General features: G+C 72.3%; 13 protein-coding genes and 1 pseudogene. 12 read left to right on the top strand and 2 right to left on the bottom strand.

The genetic code is table 11. The features are described 5' to 3' along the window. The first annotated feature begins 10 nt into the window (after positions 1–10). From Ae505Ps2_RS27855 to Ae505Ps2_RS27820, 8 genes are all read left to right on the top strand, one after another. Positions 11–223, top strand: a complete 213-nt coding sequence (locus Ae505Ps2_RS27855) for a ferredoxin (RefSeq protein ID WP_063718807.1) — start codon at positions 11–13, stop codon at positions 221–223. Positions 224–253: 30 nt separating this feature from the next. Beyond that, positions 254–1,477: a cytochrome P450 gene (locus tag Ae505Ps2_RS27850; protein WP_075310902.1), complete on the top strand. Its 1,224-nt coding sequence runs from the start codon at positions 254–256 to the stop codon at positions 1,475–1,477. A gap of 42 nt (positions 1,478–1,519) precedes the next feature. After that, on the top strand, positions 1,520–1,909 hold the full coding sequence (locus tag Ae505Ps2_RS27845; RefSeq protein WP_020627473.1) for an SCP2 sterol-binding domain-containing protein: 390 nt from the start codon (positions 1,520–1,522) through the stop codon (positions 1,907–1,909). Positions 1,910–1,940: 31 nt separating this feature from the next. After that, positions 1,941–3,053 carry an NDMA-dependent alcohol dehydrogenase gene (locus Ae505Ps2_RS27840; protein ID WP_020627472.1) on the top strand — a complete coding sequence of 371 codons (1,113 nt, stop codon included), beginning with the start codon at positions 1,941–1,943 and terminating at the stop codon, positions 3,051–3,053. A gap of 89 nt (positions 3,054–3,142) precedes the next feature. Beyond that, complete coding sequence (locus Ae505Ps2_RS27835) at positions 3,143–3,880, top strand: enoyl-CoA hydratase-related protein (protein ID WP_083696150.1); 738 nt, start codon at positions 3,143–3,145, stop codon at positions 3,878–3,880. 9 nt (positions 3,881–3,889) lie between these two features. Further along, positions 3,890–4,870 carry a nitronate monooxygenase family protein gene (locus tag Ae505Ps2_RS27830; protein ID WP_020627470.1) on the top strand — a complete coding sequence of 327 codons (981 nt, stop codon included), beginning with the start codon at positions 3,890–3,892 and terminating at the stop codon, positions 4,868–4,870. Positions 4,871–5,019: 149 nt separating this feature from the next. Beyond that, positions 5,020–6,531 carry an AMP-binding protein gene (locus tag Ae505Ps2_RS27825; protein ID WP_020627469.1) on the top strand — a complete coding sequence of 504 codons (1,512 nt, stop codon included), beginning with the start codon at positions 5,020–5,022 and terminating at the stop codon, positions 6,529–6,531. Between the two features lie 64 nt (positions 6,532–6,595). Then, positions 6,596–8,263 carry a 4Fe-4S binding protein gene (locus tag Ae505Ps2_RS27820; RefSeq protein WP_075554138.1) on the top strand — a complete coding sequence of 556 codons (1,668 nt, stop codon included), beginning with the start codon at positions 6,596–6,598 and terminating at the stop codon, positions 8,261–8,263. 26 nt (positions 8,264–8,289) lie between these two features. Here the strand turns inward: Ae505Ps2_RS27820 and Ae505Ps2_RS27815 are convergent, their stop codons facing one another. Then, positions 8,290–8,913, bottom strand: a complete 624-nt coding sequence (locus tag Ae505Ps2_RS27815) for a TetR family transcriptional regulator (protein ID WP_075554137.1) — start codon at positions 8,911–8,913, stop codon at positions 8,290–8,292. 123 nt (positions 8,914–9,036) lie between these two features. Between Ae505Ps2_RS27815 and Ae505Ps2_RS27810 the strand changes: the two genes are divergently transcribed. The 3 genes from Ae505Ps2_RS27810 to Ae505Ps2_RS27800 all read left to right on the top strand — a co-directional run bounded on the left by Ae505Ps2_RS27810 (position 9,037) and on the right by Ae505Ps2_RS27800 (position 11,407). Continuing rightward, positions 9,037–10,188 (top strand): acyl-CoA dehydrogenase family protein, encoded by a 1,152-nt coding sequence (locus Ae505Ps2_RS27810; RefSeq protein WP_075554136.1) that lies wholly within the window; start codon positions 9,037–9,039, stop codon positions 10,186–10,188. A gap of 74 nt (positions 10,189–10,262) precedes the next feature. Further along, the gene (locus Ae505Ps2_RS27805; protein ID WP_075310911.1) at positions 10,263–10,724 is read left to right on the top strand and encodes a MarR family transcriptional regulator; all 462 of its coding nucleotides are present in this window, start codon (positions 10,263–10,265) and stop codon (positions 10,722–10,724) included. Then, the gene (locus tag Ae505Ps2_RS27800) at positions 10,721–11,407 is read left to right on the top strand and encodes an SDR family oxidoreductase (RefSeq protein ID WP_020627464.1); all 687 of its coding nucleotides are present in this window, start codon (positions 10,721–10,723) and stop codon (positions 11,405–11,407) included. The genes Ae505Ps2_RS27805 and Ae505Ps2_RS27800 overlap by 4 nt, the downstream gene beginning before the upstream one ends. Before the next feature lie 18 nt (positions 11,408–11,425). On the opposite strand, the gene Ae505Ps2_RS27795 is transcribed toward Ae505Ps2_RS27800, so the two are convergent. After that, complete coding sequence (locus tag Ae505Ps2_RS27795; RefSeq protein ID WP_075310913.1) at positions 11,426–13,789, bottom strand: FdhF/YdeP family oxidoreductase; 2,364 nt, start codon at positions 13,787–13,789, stop codon at positions 11,426–11,428. Here Ae505Ps2_RS27795 and whiA point away from each other — a divergent pair. Continuing rightward, a pseudogene (whiA, locus tag Ae505Ps2_RS34335) lies at positions 13,676–15,115 on the top strand (DNA-binding protein WhiA); the annotation flags it as partial. The gene Ae505Ps2_RS27795 and the pseudogene whiA sit on opposite strands and share 114 nt — an antisense overlap. Positions 15,116–15,184 lie beyond the last annotated feature (69 nt).

The raw sequence follows: 15,184 nt of genomic DNA, 5'->3' as shown, positions 1-15,184 counted from the left end.
GAGGACGACCGTGTCAACCGAACTGACCGTGGACGTCGACCGGAACACCTGCGCCGGTCACGGCCGCTGCTACTCCCTCGCTCCCGAGGTGTTCGACGCCGACGACGAGGGCTTCCCGGTCCTGCTGGCCGCGAACGTCTCCGGTGCCGCCGCCGACGAGGCGCGTACGGCGGCACGCAACTGTCCCGAGCGGGCGGTCCTGCTCGATCACCCCACGAGCTGAGCACTCCCGACACCGCCGAGGAGCCACCACATGACCACCAGCACCCCCAGCACGGCCGAGACCGCCGACATCCAGGTCGACTTCGACATCCACGACCCGAAGCAGGTCGAGACCGTCTACGAGCGCTACGCCGAGCTCCGCAACACGTGCCCGGTCGCCCATTCGGACAAGTACGGCGGCCACTGGATCCTGACCCGCTACGACGACATCCACGACGTCTGCCGCAACCCCGAGGTCTTCTCCAGCGAGAGCGTCAACATCCCCGGGACCATCGGCCAGGACGGTCCGATGATCCCGCTGGAGGTCGACCCACCGGACCACGGCGCCTACCGCGCCATCCTGCAGAAGCTCTTCTCCCCGAAGCGGATGAGCGCGCTCGAGCCGGAGATCACCGCGATCGTCACCGAGCTGCTCGACGCGATGGAGGGCAAGGAGAAGGTCGACTTCGTCGAGGCGTTCGCCCAGCCGCTGCCCACCAGGGTGTTCCTGGCGATGATGGGCTGGCCGCACGAGGACGCCCCCCGGTTCCAGAAGTGGACCGACGACATCGTCCTCGGCAAGCCGGGTGCCTCCGAGGAGGAGGCCACCGAGTTCCGGATGGCCGCGGCGATGGAGGTCTACGCCTACTTCGCCGAGATGCTCGACGAGCGGATGGAGAACCCTGCCGTCGACGACGTCACCGGCGTGCTCGTCAACGGCAAGTTCCAGGACCGGGACCTGACCCAGTTCGAGATGCTGAACATGCTGTTCCTGCTGATGATCGCGGGACTGCACACGGTGCTCGGTCAGCTCGCCCACAGCGTGATCCTCTTCGCCGAGCAGCCGGAGGTCCGCCGGCAGCTGGTCGAGGACCCCTCGCTCGTTCCGACCGCGGTCGAGGAGATGGTGCGCTGGGAGTCCGCGGTCGCCGCGGCCCGCGTGATCACGTCCGACGTCGTCGTGGGTGGCGTGCAGTTCTCCGCGGGGGACAAGGTGCTGATCCCCTACGGCGCCGCCAACCGCGACCCGGAGAAGTTCGACTCCCCGGACACCGTCGACCTCTCCCGCTCGCCCAACCCGCACCTCGGCTTCGGCGCCGGGCACCACCGCTGCCTCGGGTCGCACCTGGCCCGCAACGAGCTGCGGATCGCGTTCACCGAGCTCCACCGCCGGTTCCCGGACTACAAGCTCGACCCGGAGGACCCGCCGGTCCGCCACCTCAGCCAGGTCAAGGGCGTCGAGCGGCTCCCGCTCATCCTCGGCCGGTCCGCCTGATCCGACCTCTCCCACCCACCACCGTTCCCCGGAGGAGCACAGATGACCGTCAAGCTCGGAACCGTCGACTTCTACCAGGCCATGGCCGATGAGCTGAACAACGACCCCGTGTGGCACCAGAAGGGTGCCGGGATCTCGATGACCATGGTCTACAAGTACGAGGCCCCGATCGAGGGCCAGTTCTACTGCGTCTTCGACGACGGCAAGGTCACCGAGGTCCGTGACGCGACCGCGGAGGACCTCGAGAACGCGCAGTTCGTGATCAGCGGCTCGAGCGACGTCTGGCGCGGCCTGTTCGAGGACAAGATCAACCCGACGGTCGCGATGACCCGCGGCCAGCTCCGGGTGCGCGGCAAGATGTCGCAGCTGCTCAAGAACATGTCCGCCTTCCAGCACGTGATCGTCGCGATGAAGCGCGTCGACTTCGAGTGACCCGACCCCACACCGCGAGGAGCAGCAGACGATGAAGTCGAGAGCAGCGGTCCTGTTCGAGGCACCGGGCAAGTGGGAGATCGTCGAGGTCGACGTCGACGAGCCCAAGGAGTACGAGGTCCTGGTCAAGTACACGGCCGCCGGTCTGTGTCACTCCGACGACCACGTCGCCAAGGGCGACGTCCCGTCGGCGCACTACCCCTACTGCGGGGGTCACGAGGGCGCCGGAGTGGTCCAGGCCGTCGGGTCGAAGGTGCGCGACCTGGAGCCCGGTGACCACGTCGTCGCCAGCTTCATCCCCGGCTGCGGCCGCTGCCGCTGGTGCGGCGAGGGCAAGCAGAACCTCTGCGACAACGGCGCGTTCATGATGCTGGGCACGCAGCTGGACGGCACGTTCCGGCTGCACCACGGCGGTCAGGACGTCGCCCAGTGCTCGCTCGTCTCCACCTTCTCCGAGTACAGCATCATGCCGGAGTGGGGCGCCGTGAAGATCGACAAGAGCATCCCGCTCGAGTCGGCCGCGCTGGTCGGCTGCGGCGTCCCGACGGGCTGGGGCTCGGCCGTCAACGCCGGGCAGGTCCGGCCGGGTCAGGTCGTGATCGTCATGGGCGTCGGTGGGATCGGCATCAACGCGGTCCAGGGTGCCAAGCACGCGGGCGCGGTGCGCGTCATCGCCGTCGACCCGGCCCCGTTCAAGCGCGAGAGCGCGCTGAAGCTGGGCGCCACCGACGTGGCCTCGAACATGACCGAGGCGACCGACCTCGCCCAGTCGCTGACCAACGGGCAGGGCGCGGACTGCGTCATCGTCACCGTCGGTGTAGCGACCGGTGAGCACGTCGGCCAGGCCTTCGCCGCCACCCGCAAGGACGGCACCATCGTCCTGACCGCGGTCGCGAACATCGACGAGAACGTCATCCCGGTGAACCTCTTCGAGTTCGCGATGTACCAGAAGCGGATCCAGGGCGCCCTGTTCGGGATGTCCTCGCCCAGCCGCGACATCCCCTACTTCCTGAACATGTACCAGCAGGGCCAGCTGAAGCTCGACGAGCTCGTGACCCGCAGGTACAAGCTCGAGGACATCAACCAGGGCTACGAGGACATGCACGCGGGGAGCAACCTCCGCGGCGTGATCGACTACTCCTGACCCGGTACCGGGGCCGTCCTCCCACGACGGCCCCGGTATCCCGACCGAAGGGCTCCCACGTGGGTCTGCACGTCCGGCGGAGCGGCACCGTGGCCACCGTCGAGCTCTCCAACCCGGGTCGGCGCAACGCCCTGTCGGCGGACATGTTCGCCGACCTCGCCCGGACGCTCCCCGAGCTCGACGACGACCCCGGGGTGCGGGTCGTCGTGCTCACCGGTGCGGGCGAGGACTTCTGCTCCGGCGCCGACCTGTCCGCGGTCTCGGACGACGCGCACCCCCTGGGGCACATGAACCGGATCAACCGCGCGGCCGCCGCCGTCCACCGGATGAGTGTGCCGACCGTGGCCCGGGTCGACGGTGTCGCGGTCGGGGCCGGTCTGAACCTCGCGCTGGCCTGCGACCTCGTCGTCGCGTCCGACCGGGCCCGGTTCTCCGAGATCTTCGTCCGGCGGGGCCTGACCGTCGACTTCGGCGGCTCCTGGATCCTGCCGCGGCTGGTCGGCCTGCACCGGGCGAAGGAGCTGTGCCTGCTCGGCGACGTCGTGCCCGCCGCCGACGCGGCGGCGATGGGCCTGGTCAACCGGGTCGTACCGGTCGCCGAGCTCGACGCCACGGTCGACGGGATCACCACCCGCCTGGCGGCCGGACCCGCCGTCGCCATGGCGCTGACGAAGCGGCTGCTGAACGAGGGCGGCCGCTCCGGCGTCGACGAGGCCCTCGCCGCCGAGGGGGTCGCCCAGTCGATCGCGTTGCGCGGCGCGGACGCCGCCGAGGCGTTCGAGGCCTTCCGTGACAAGCGGGCCGCCCGCTTCACCGAGACCCTCTGAGAGGACCCGATGTCCCTGCGCACGAGCTTCACCGAGACCTTCGGGGTCGAGCACCCGGTCGTCCAGGGCGGCATGCAGTGGGTCGGCCGGGCCGAGCTGGTCGCCGCCGTCGCCGAGGCGGGCGGCCTGGGCTTCCTCACCGCGCTGACCCAGCCGACCCCCGAGGCGCTCGCCGCGGAGATCGCACGGACCCGCGAGCTGACCGACCGGCCCTTCGGCGTCAACCTGACGATCCTGCCGTCGATCGACCCGCCGCCCTACGACGAGTACCGCCGGGTCATCGTCGAGTCCGGTGTCCCCGTGGTGGAGACCGCGGGCTCCAACCCCGAGCCGCACCTGCCCCTGTTCCACGAGCACGGCGTGAAGGTCCTGCACAAGTGCACCAGCGTCCGGCATGCGGTCAAGGCCGAGCGGATCGGCGTCGACGGCGTCAGCATCGACGGCTTCGAGTGCGCCGGCCACCCCGGTGAGGACGACGTGCCGGGTCTGGTGCTGATCCCCGCCGCCACCGCGCGTCTGCGCATCCCCGTGGTCGCCTCCGGCGGGTTCGCCGACGGCCGTGGGCTGGCCGCGGCCCTCGCACTGGGTGCTGGCGGGGTGAACATGGGGACGCGGTTCCTCTGCACCCGTGAGGCCCCGATCCACGACCGCATCAAGCAGGCCATCGTGGACGGCGACGAGCGCGGCACCGAGCTGGTCTTCCGGACACTGCGCAACACTGCCCGTGTCGCCCGGAACGCCGTCAGCACCGAGGTGGTCCGGATCCTCGACGACGGCGGGTCCTTCGACGACGTCCGGGACCTGGTCGCGGGCACCCGTGGGCGCCGCGTGTTCGAGGAGGGCGACCCGGACGCCGGGATCTGGACGGTCGGGCAGTGCCAGGGCCTCATCCACGACATCCCCGCGGTGGGCGAGCTGATCCCGCGCATCGTGGCCGAAGCCGAGGCCGTTCTCGGACGGCTGTCGGGACTACTCCCGATTTCGGCCTGAAAGCCTCCGTCGGGCCGTTGACAGGGCAGTCGCCCACAGTAGTCTAAAATCTGTAGGGAAGAGGGTTGTCCTTCTTTCTCCATCTCTTGATCTGTACGATCCGGGACCGTCTCGGGATGCGCATCGTGGCGCACGAAGGAGATCACCACATGTCGACATCCATTGCCTCCGCGCTCCACTGGTGGGCGCTTCGCAAGGGTGAGGAGAAGGCTCTCGTCGTCGAGGACGACGTGCTCACCTACCGCGAGCTGCAGGACTGGTCCGGCCGTGTCGCGCGGCGCCTGGTGGACTCGGGAGTCAGCCCGGGGGACCGGGTCGGGCTGCTGTCGGCCAACAGCCCCGAGTGGGTCGCCGCCGCCTGGGGAGTGGTCAAGTCCGGTGCGGTGCTGGTGCCGCTGAACCCGCGCCTGGTCGCCGCCGAGCTCCACAAGCTCCTCGCCGACGCCGGGTGCGGGGTCGTCGTCACGGCGCCGGCGCTGCTGGCGGGGCTGGAGGGCGTCGTCGAGCGCGGCCACCAGCTGGACGTCATCGGGCTGGACGAGCTCGCCGCGCTGCGGGAGGGCGGCCGGGAGGACTTCCGGGTCGACATCGCGCCCGAGGACCCCGCGGCGCTGCTCTACACCAGCGGGTCGACCGGCCTGTCCAAGGGCGTGATCTGCACCAACCGCACCCTGCTCGACATCGTCTTCGAGAACTCGCTGACCGAGCCGGGCATGCGTCCGGGGGCGCGGACCCTGCTGCTGCTCCCGCTCGCCTTCACTCCCGGCCTGGTCTACGGGCTGGTGATGACCGGGGTGCTCGGGGGCACGCTCGTCGTCGAGAAGGAGCTGAACCCGTCGCGGGCGGTCCGGCTGATCGAGGAGCACCGGATCACCGTCATGTTCGGTGTTCCGCTCATCTACCAGGCGCTCACCTCGGCCCCCGAGTTCGCCGGGGCGGACCTGGCGAGCCTGGAGACGGCCGTCGTCGGTGGCGCCGCGGTGCCGCTGCCGCTGCTGCGCACCTACCGGGAGAAAGGGGTGATCCTGCGCCAGATCTACGGCATGACCGAGGTCGGCGGGATCGCCACCGCGACCTGGGCGGAGGAGGCCGAGGAGCACGCCGGCTCCTGCGGGCGGGGGAGCATCTTCACCGACGTCACCGTCATCGGGCAGGACGGCTCGGTCTGCGCGCCGGGTGAGCCCGGCGAGATCGTGATGCGCGGGCCGGGGGTCACCCCGGGCTACTGGAACGACGACGAGAACACGGCCAGGGCGCTGCGGGACGGGTGGCTGCACAGCGGTGACCTCGGCACCCGCGACGCCGAGGGGCGGCTGACCTTCGTCGACCGCCTCAAGGACCTGATCATCACCGGTGGCATCAACGTGTCGCCGTTCGAGCTCGAGGCCGTCATCTCCGCGGTCCCGGGCGTGCGCGAGGTGGCCGTCATCGCCGCCAAGGACGAGCGGTTCGGCGAGACCCCCGCGGCGATCGTCAGCGGCGACGTCGACGCCGCGGCCATCGTGGCCGCGTGCAACGAACAGGTCGCCGACTACAAGGTGCCCCGCTACGTGGTCGTCCGGGACGAGCCGCTTCCCCGGCTGCCCAGCGGCAAGATCGCGAAGCCCGCCATCCGCACCGAGTACGCGGACCTGGCCGTCACCCACGAGAAGGTGCGCTGAGCGCCGTCGCGCCGACCCCCGGTCGCGCACCGACCACCGGGTCACGACACCACGAGGACATGCGATGACCCACGTGATCACACAGCCGTGCTGCAACGATGCCTCCTGTGTGCCGGTCTGCCCGGTCGACTGCATCCATCCGACCCCGGACGAGCCGGGGTACGCGCGGGCCGAGATGCTCTACATCGACCCGGAGACCTGCATCGACTGCGGGGCCTGCCTGGACGTGTGTCCGGTCGAGGCGATCGTGTCCGACGACGACCTCGAGGGCGACGACGACCCGTACCTGCTGCTGAACGCGGCCTGGTACGAGGGACGTCGGCCCGTGCCGGTCGCCGGCACCGAGCGCACGACCGTCGCTCCGCCGGCCGGCGGGGGGCCGCTCCGCGGCGCCGTCGTGGGGTCGGGCCCCGCCGCCTGCTACGCGGTGGAGAGCCTGTTCGCCCGCCGGGAGCTCGACGTCCGGGTGTCGATGTTCGAGCGGCTCCCGGTGCCCGGCGGTCTGCTCCGCTACGGCGTCGCCCCCGACCATCCCGGTACCCGTGGCGTGGGCACCTCGCTGTCGCGCTCGTGGACCCGTCCCGGTTTCACGCTGCACCTGAACGTGGAGATCGGCTCGGACCTGAGTCACGCCGACCTGCTGGAGCACCACCACGCCGTCGTCTACGCGGTGGGCGCCCCCGGCGACCGCCGGCTCGACGTCCCCGGTGAGGACCTGCGGGGCAGCCTGTCCGCACGCGAGTTCGTCGCCTGGTACAACGGCCACCCCGAGGCCGCCGGGCTGGAGGTCGACCTGTCGGCCGAGCGCGCCGTGGTGATCGGCAACGGCAACGTGGCGCTCGACGTCGCCCGTGTGCTCGTGACGGATCCGGACCGGCTGCGCGGGACGGACATCGCGGAGCACGCGCTCACCGCCCTGGCCGACAGCGCCGTACGCGAGGTCGTGGTGGTCGGGCGACGGGGCGCCGAGCAGGCCGCGTTCACCACCCCGGAGCTGCTCGAGCTCGCCGAGCTGCCCGGGGTCGACCTGGTGATCGACCCCGCCGAGGTCGCACCGGCCGGCCCGGTCGACGACCCGGTCGTGCGGTGGAAGGCGAACCTCCTGCGCGAGCTCGCGGAGCGGCCCGCCACCGGCGCGGGTCGCCGGATCGTCCTGCGGTTCCGGGCGGCGCCGGAGGCGGTTCTCGGCGAGGCCGCCGTGACCGGTGTCCGGCTCGCCCACAACGACCTCGTCGACGACGGAGGCCGGACGGTCGCCCGCCCGAACGGGCGGACCGAGGACGTGCCGGCGGGCCTCGTGCTGCGTGCCGTCGGCTACCGGGGGACCGCCGTCCCCGGGCTGCCGTTCGACGAGGGCCGGGGAGTGCTCCCGCACCGGGACGGCCGCGTGGTCGACCCCGCCACGGGAGCGGCGGTCGCCGGGACCTACGCCGCGGGATGGATCAAACGGGGACCGAGCGGGGTCATCGGGACGAACCGGTGGTGTGCGGAGGCGACCGTGGAGACGCTGCTGGCCGACTACGCGGCCGATCGCCTCGCGGCGCCGGTCCACGGGGACGACGGACTCGCCGACCTGCTCGCCGACCGTTGTCCGAACGTCGTGGGCCTCGACGGGTGGAAGGCCATCGACGCCCACGAGCGCGAGTCCGGCCGGTCGGCCGGTCGGCCGCGCCGCAAGCTGGTGGACGTCCGCGACATGCTCGACGTCGCGGGCGGGGCGCGTACGACGTGACGCCGATGCCGGCGCCGCGGGTCGGGTCAGCCCGGGGCGTCGGCCACCGCGCCGCGCAGGAAGCTGCGCACCGTCTCGGCGAAGAGCTGCTCGGACGTCCGGGCGTCACCGGCGACCGCGCGGGCGAGCAGCGGGGTGTCGTCGGCGACGACGTCCCGGAGTCGTCGCTCCCGTCGCTCGCGCGGACGGATGGCCTCCATGACCGACGAACCGAGTACCAGCTGGTCCAGCCCGTCGAGAACGAGGAGGTGCGTGCTGCGGGGCACCCCCGCCTCCTCCAGCAGCTCGGCGCCGATCTCGTAGGTCGGGGTCAGGACCTCCCGCGGCGTGAACTCGAGGAGGAGCGGTGCCGCGTGGGCGTGCCGCAGGATGGTCCGCCGGACCCCCAGGCTCACCTCGACGAACCACTCCGTCCACACCGCGTTCGAGCGACGAGGCGGGAACGGGGCCTCCAGCAGGACGGCCCGTGCGACGGCTCCGAGGATCTCGGCCTTGTCGGCGACGTGGTGGTAGAGCGACGGGGCGCGTACCCCGAGTTCCCTGGCCAGGCGAGGCAGGCTGAACGCGGGCAGGCCCTCGGCATCGATGACCGCCAGCGCGGTCACGACGATCCGCTCCCGGGCGAGCAGCGGGCTGGACGGTCGGGGCACCAACGGATTGTCCGCCACCGCCGGCGTGGCACGTCCGGAGCCTCGCCCGGCGCGTCGCGGGGCGGGCGCCCGCAGTCCGGCGAATCGTTCCGTCACGACTGTCTAATGGATTAAGGTGAATTCATGGAGACCGATCTCTTCGACGCCGACCACGAGGCGTACCGCGAGACCGCCCGAGTATTCGTGCAGCGCGAGGTGGTGCCGAATCTCGACCGGTGGGACGAGGCCCGCGAGGTCGATCGGGACACCTGGAAGAAGGCCGGCGCCGCGGGGCTGGTGGGTCTCGCCGTACCCGAGGAGCTGGGCGGTGCCGGGGTGTCGGACTATCGGTTCCGCTACGTGCTCTCGGAGGAGATCACGAAGGTGGGCGCGTCGGCACTGCAGTCGGCGTTCGGGACGAACGACGACATCGTGCTGGGATACCTGCTCGAGTCGGCGAACGACGCACAACGTGCACGGTGGCTCCCCGGGTTCGCGACCGGGGCGACCGTCGCCGCGATCGCGATGTCGGAGCCCGGCGCCGGCAGCGACCTGCGGGGGATCACCACCTCGGCCCGGCGGGACGGCGACAGCTGGGTGCTCGACGGGTCGAAGACCTTCATCAGCAACGGCGTCACCGCCGATCTGGTGATCGTCGTGGCGAGGACGGATCCGGGCGCGGGGTCGTCCGGCTTCTCACTGTTCGTCGTCGAGCGGGGGATGCCCGGCTTCCGGCGCGGACGGAAGCTCGACAAGGTCGGTCTGACCGCGCAGGACACCGCCGAGCTGTTCTTCGACGGCGTCCGGGTCCCGGCCGACAACCTGCTCGGCGAGGAGGGGGGCGGGCTGCGTGCGCTGATGCGCAATCTCCCGCGGGAGCGCCTCGGCATCGCCGTCGCCGCCCAGTGCTCCGCCGAGGCCGCGTTCGGTTGGACCGTGGACCACGTGAAGCAGCGTGTCGCGTTCGGGCGTCCGCTGGCCCAGCAGCAGGGCGTCGGCTTCACCCTCGCCGACCTGCGGACCCGTGTCGAGGTGACCCGGGCCTACGTCGACCGGTGTGTGCGGGAGCTGAACGCGGGGACGCTGACCGCCGTGGACGCGGCCAAGGCCAAGCTGTGGGCGACCGAGATGCAGTGGCAGGTCATCGACTCCGGAGTGCAGCTGCACGGCGGATACGGCTACATGAACGAGTACCCCATCGCCCGCGCGTTCCGGGGCGCACGCGTCCAGCGCATCTACGGCGGCGCGAACGAGGTCATGAAGGAGATCATCGGTCGGGACCTGACCCGGCAGTGACATTCGCTCGGACGTGCTCGACAGCTGTCAGAAGATACCTGTCAGATGACAGTTGATGGTGGTACGGTCGTCGCGTGGACGACGACCAGGAGACCCGGCTGTTCGAGCTGGCCGACCGCATCCTCGCGGTCGGTCGGCTGATCCATGCGTCGAAGGAGCCCGCGTTCTCCGGGCAGAGCTGGACCCCGCTGGAGAGCGCGGTCATGCGGGTCGTCGACCGGGAGCCGGGGATCACGGCCGGTGCCGTCGCGCAGGCGACGCGGCTGATCTCCAGCAACACCAGCCGCGCACTGCGCGGCCTCGAGGCCAAGGGGCTCGTGCGCCGCGAGCCCGACCCGGCCGACGCCCGCCGCGTCCGTCTGTACCCGACCGACCTGGCCGCGGAGAACCTGCGTGTGCTGCGCCGGATCTGGAGCGGACTGCTCGACGGGGTCGGCGACGACCCCGCCGCGATCGACACCACCGTCGCGCTGCTGCGGCGGATCGAGACCGAGCTCGGCGGGAGCAGCCGGGCCACACCACCGGAGGCGACATGACCGACCGCACCGCACTCGTCGTGGGGGCCTCGCGCTCCCTCGGGCTCGCCCTGGCGGGGGAGTTCGCCGATCGGGGGTGGGACGTCGTCGCGACCGTGCGCGGCGACACCTCCGAGGGCCTCGCCGAGCTCGCCGCCCGGACCGGGCGGGTGACCGTCGAGCGACTGGACATCACCGACACCGCCGGGATCGCCGCGCTGCGCGAGCGCCTCGGCGACCGCCGGATCGACCTGCTGTTCGTCAACGCCGGCATCACCGACGCCGACGTGCCGGCCGCACAGGTGCCGACCGAGGTGTTCGCCGAGGTCATGGTGACCAACGCGCTGAGCCCGATGCGGGTCGTGGAGGGTCTGTCCCCGCTGGTCCCGCCCACCGGCACGATCGGGGTCATGTCCTCGCGGCAGGGCAGCGTCGGGTTCAACACCCGGGGCGGGCACGAGGTGTACCGGGCGAGCAAGGCGGCGCTCAACCAGCTGATGCGCAGCTACGCCGCCCGGACGGCGCAGGACCCGCGCACCCTGCTGCTCCTGCACCCGGGGTGGGTGCAGACCGACCTCGGCGGCCCCGGGGCCCGGCTGACCGTCGCCGAGAGCGCGCGCGGGGTGGCCGACGTGCTGGAGGGCCACGCCCACGACGGTGGGCTGCAGTTCCTCGACCACACCGGCGCGGTCGTGCCGTGGTGACCCGCTCGGGTCCCGCGGTCAGGACAGGTGCGACACCTCCGGCCGGGACTTGTGGCCGTCGTCGTCGCCGACCTGGCCCTGCGCGCCCCGCGGGTTGCAGTCGGTGCCCCCGGCGACGCCGAGCCTGACCACGACCGACTTCGACGCCGGCTGGTTGCTCCCGGCCGCCGTGGCGTCGAGCGGGACGAGCGGGTTCGTCTCCGGGTAGTACGCCGCCGCGGTGCCCCGCGGGACGTCGTAGGCGACCAGCCGGAAGTCCGACGCGCAGCGCACGTGCTCGTCGCCGTCCCAGCGCGTGATCAGGTCGACGTGGTCGCCCTCGGCGTAGCCGAGCGCGGCGATGTCCTCGCGGTGGCAGAACACGACCCGGCGCCCGCCCTCGATGCCGCGGTAGCGGTCCGAGAGGCCGTAGATCGTGGTGTTGAACTGGTCGTGGCTGCGCAGGGTCTGGAGCAGCAGGTGCCCGTCGGGCACCTCGAGCACCTCGACCGGCGACACCACGAACTCGCCGCGGCCGGACGGGGTCTCGAAGGTCCGCGAGTCCCGGGGCGGGTGCGGCAGGACGAACCCGCCGGGCCGGCGGACGTTCACCTCGTAGCTCTCGCAGCCGGTCACGACGCGCGAGATGTGGTCGCGGATGCGGCGGTAGTCCCCGCGCATCGCGGCCCAGTCGATGCCGTGCCGGTCGCCGAGGGTGGCCTCGGCGATGCCGGTGAGGATCGCGATCTCGGAGCGCAGGTGCGGGCTCGCCGGCGGCAGCGGGCCGCGGGAGGAGTGCACCGAACAGGTGGAGTCCTCGACCGAGACGAACTGCGGGCCGGACTCCTGGACGTCGCGCTCGGTGCGCCCCAGGGTGGGCAGGATCAGCGCGGTGCGACCGCCGTGCAGGTGCGAGCGGTTGATCTTCGTCGAGATCTGCACGGTCAGCCGGGTGCCGGTCAGCGCCGCGGTCGTGATGTCGGTGTCCGGCGCGGCCTGCAGGAAGTTGCCGCCGAGGCCGACGAACACCTTCACCCGCCGGTCGCGCATGGCCCGGATGCTGTCGACGGTGTCGAGGCCGTGCTCGCGGGGCGGGTCGAACGCGAACTCGCGCTCCAGGGCGTCGAGGAAGGAGTCCGGGACGCGTTCCCAGATGCCCATGGTGCGGTCGCCCTGGACGTTGGAGTGGCCGCGGACCGGGAACAGCCCGGAACCGGGGCGTCCGATGTTGCCCTGGGCCAGCGCGACGTTGACGACCTCCTTGATCGTCGCGACGCCGTTGCGGTGCTGGGTCAGCCCCATCGCCCAGCAGAAGACCGTCTTGCGCGAGTCCCGCAGCAGGGCCGCTGCCCGGGTGATCTCGGCCCAGGACAGGCCGGTGGACCGGGTGACGGCGTCGCGGTCGATCCCGGAGACGTGCTCGCGCCAGGCGTCGAACCCGGTGGTGTACCGGTCGAGGAACTCGTGGTCCAGGGCGTCCCACTCGACCAGCAGCGAACCGATGGCCTGGAACAGCGCCAGGTCGCCGTTGACCCGGACCGGCAGGTGCAGGTCGGAGATGTCGGTGCCGCGTCCGAGGACGCCCTTCGGGGTCTGCGGGTTCTTGAACCGCATCAGCCCGGCCTCGCGCAGCGGGTTGATCGTGAGGATGGTGGCGCCGTTGCGCTTGGCGTGTTCGAGCTGGGTCAGCATCCGCGGGTGGTTGGTGCCCGGGTTCTGCCCGGCGATGACGATCACGTCCGCCTCGAGCAGGTCGGGCAGCGTGACGCTGGCCTTGCCGATGCCGATCGACTCCTGCAGCGCGATGGAGGTCGACTCGTGGCACATGTTCGAGCAGTCGGGCAGGTTGTTCGTCCCGAACGCCCTGGCGAACAGCTGGTAGACGAACGCGGCCTCGTTGGACGCCCGGCCGGAGGTGTAGAAGGTCGCCTCACCGGGGTCGTCCAGGGCGTTCAGCTCGTCGCCGATCAGCCGGAACGCCTCGTCCCAGCCGAGGGGCTCGTAGTGGGTGCCGTCCGGGCGCCGGACCATCGGGTGGGTGATGCGGCCCTGTTGGCCCAGCCAGAGCTCGGAGTGGGCGTCCAGGTCGGCGACGCTGTGCCGGGCGAAGAACTCCGGGGTCGCGCGGCGGGTGGTGGCCTCCTCGGCCACGGCCTTCGCGCCGTTCTCGCAGAACTCGGCGACCGAGCGGTGCCCGGGGTCGGGATCCGGCCAGGCGCAGCTCATGCAGTCGAAGCCCTCGGCCTGGTTCAGCTTCAGCAGCGTGCGGGCGGTCCGGGCCGGCCCCATGTGCTCCAGCGACCGCTTCATCGACACCGCGACGGCGGTCGCCCCGACGGCGTGGTCCTCGGGGGAGCCGACGTCGAGGTCGGTCTCGGAGTACTCCTCGTCGTGCCTGCTCACCGGTCCACCTCCGTGCTCGACGGCTGCCGGGCGGCGCCGTGCCGGCGTCGTGCCCGCTCCGGAGCGCTACCCGGCGGGAGCGATCCCAATCCCCCGCGGACCCGATCGGACCCTGCCGGCATCCCGTGCCCTGGTCGTGCGGCGGAGTTCATCACACAGGGTGGTCGACCGACCACCGGTCGTCCCGGATGCCGCGCCGGGCGTACCGGGTCGCCCGGTCGCCGTGGCGGGCGGGCGCGTCCGCCTCGTCCCCGGCGACGGGTCGTTGTCCGGGTGTGGCGTCGTCGATCGGGAGCCCGGCGTGCGCCACCGGTCGGTCCGAGGCGTGTCGCCCCCGCCAGGGCGGTCCGTCCCGGGCCGGCCGTCCCCCCCCGGCCCGGACGCCGTCCGCCGGTTCCGGGGGCCCGAGCCGGCACCGGCGGAGCACGCCGGTCGGATCCGAAGGAGCTGCAGGTGGACACCCCCGACGTCCGGGACGAGCTGTTCCGGCACCGCCCCGCGCGAGCCGACATCGGTCGTGCGGAGGTGGCGACGACACTCCGGTTCGCCTGCGCCGGGACGCTCGGCCAGACCGTCGGGGCGGCATCGGTACCGGTGCTGGAGGTCCCCACCGGGTGCGCACGCTCCGCCGAGCGCCTGGCCCGGCAGATCACCGACCTGTTCGAGATCCCCGTCGTCCGGCCGTCGTCCGAGTCGCTCCGCATCGTCGCGCGCGTCCCGGAGCTGGCCCGCCGCACCCGGCTGTGCGACGGCACCGGCCGCTGGGTGCGCGGGCTGCCGCCGTCGGTCGTCGCGGGCGACGACGCGGTCCTGGCCGGGGCCTGGCGCGCCGCGTTCCTGGCCGCCGGGGCGCTCGGCGGCCGGGGCCGGGCCGGGCTGGAGCTGATCTGCCCGTCCCCGGAGACGGCGATGGCGCTCACCGGCGCGGCCCGGCGCCTCGGCGTCGCCGCGCTGACCCGCCCCGGCACCCAGGGCGACCGGGTGGTCGTCCGCGACCACGCCGACGTGCGGGCGGTGCTCGGCCTGATCGGCGCGCCGCGCGCGGCGCAGGCGTGGACCCCCGACCTCCGACGCGGGACCGGCGAGGCGCCGGTGAGCGGCGCGCTGCACGACGCCAACCGGGAGCGTGCCTCCCAGGCCGCGGCGACGACGACCCGGCGTGTCCAGGCACTGCTGGCGGACCCGCCCGCCGGGGTGCCCGACCGTCTGCTGGCCACCGGCCTGCTGCGGGCCCGGAACCCGGAGCTGTCGTTGCAGGAGCTGGGCCATCTCGCCGACCCGCCGATGACCAAGGACGCGATCGCCGGACGGCTGCGCCGGCTGCTCGAGTACGCCGACCGCGCGCACCCCGGCGCTGAGGGCGGACCCGCTGACGGCCGCGCGCCGGGCCGCGGT

The sequence above is a fragment of the Pseudonocardia sp. Ae505_Ps2 genome, assembly GCF_001932425.1.
Taxonomy (GTDB): Bacteria; Actinomycetota; Actinomycetes; order Mycobacteriales; family Pseudonocardiaceae; genus Pseudonocardia.
This window is presented reverse-complemented; position numbering and strand designations above follow the sequence as displayed.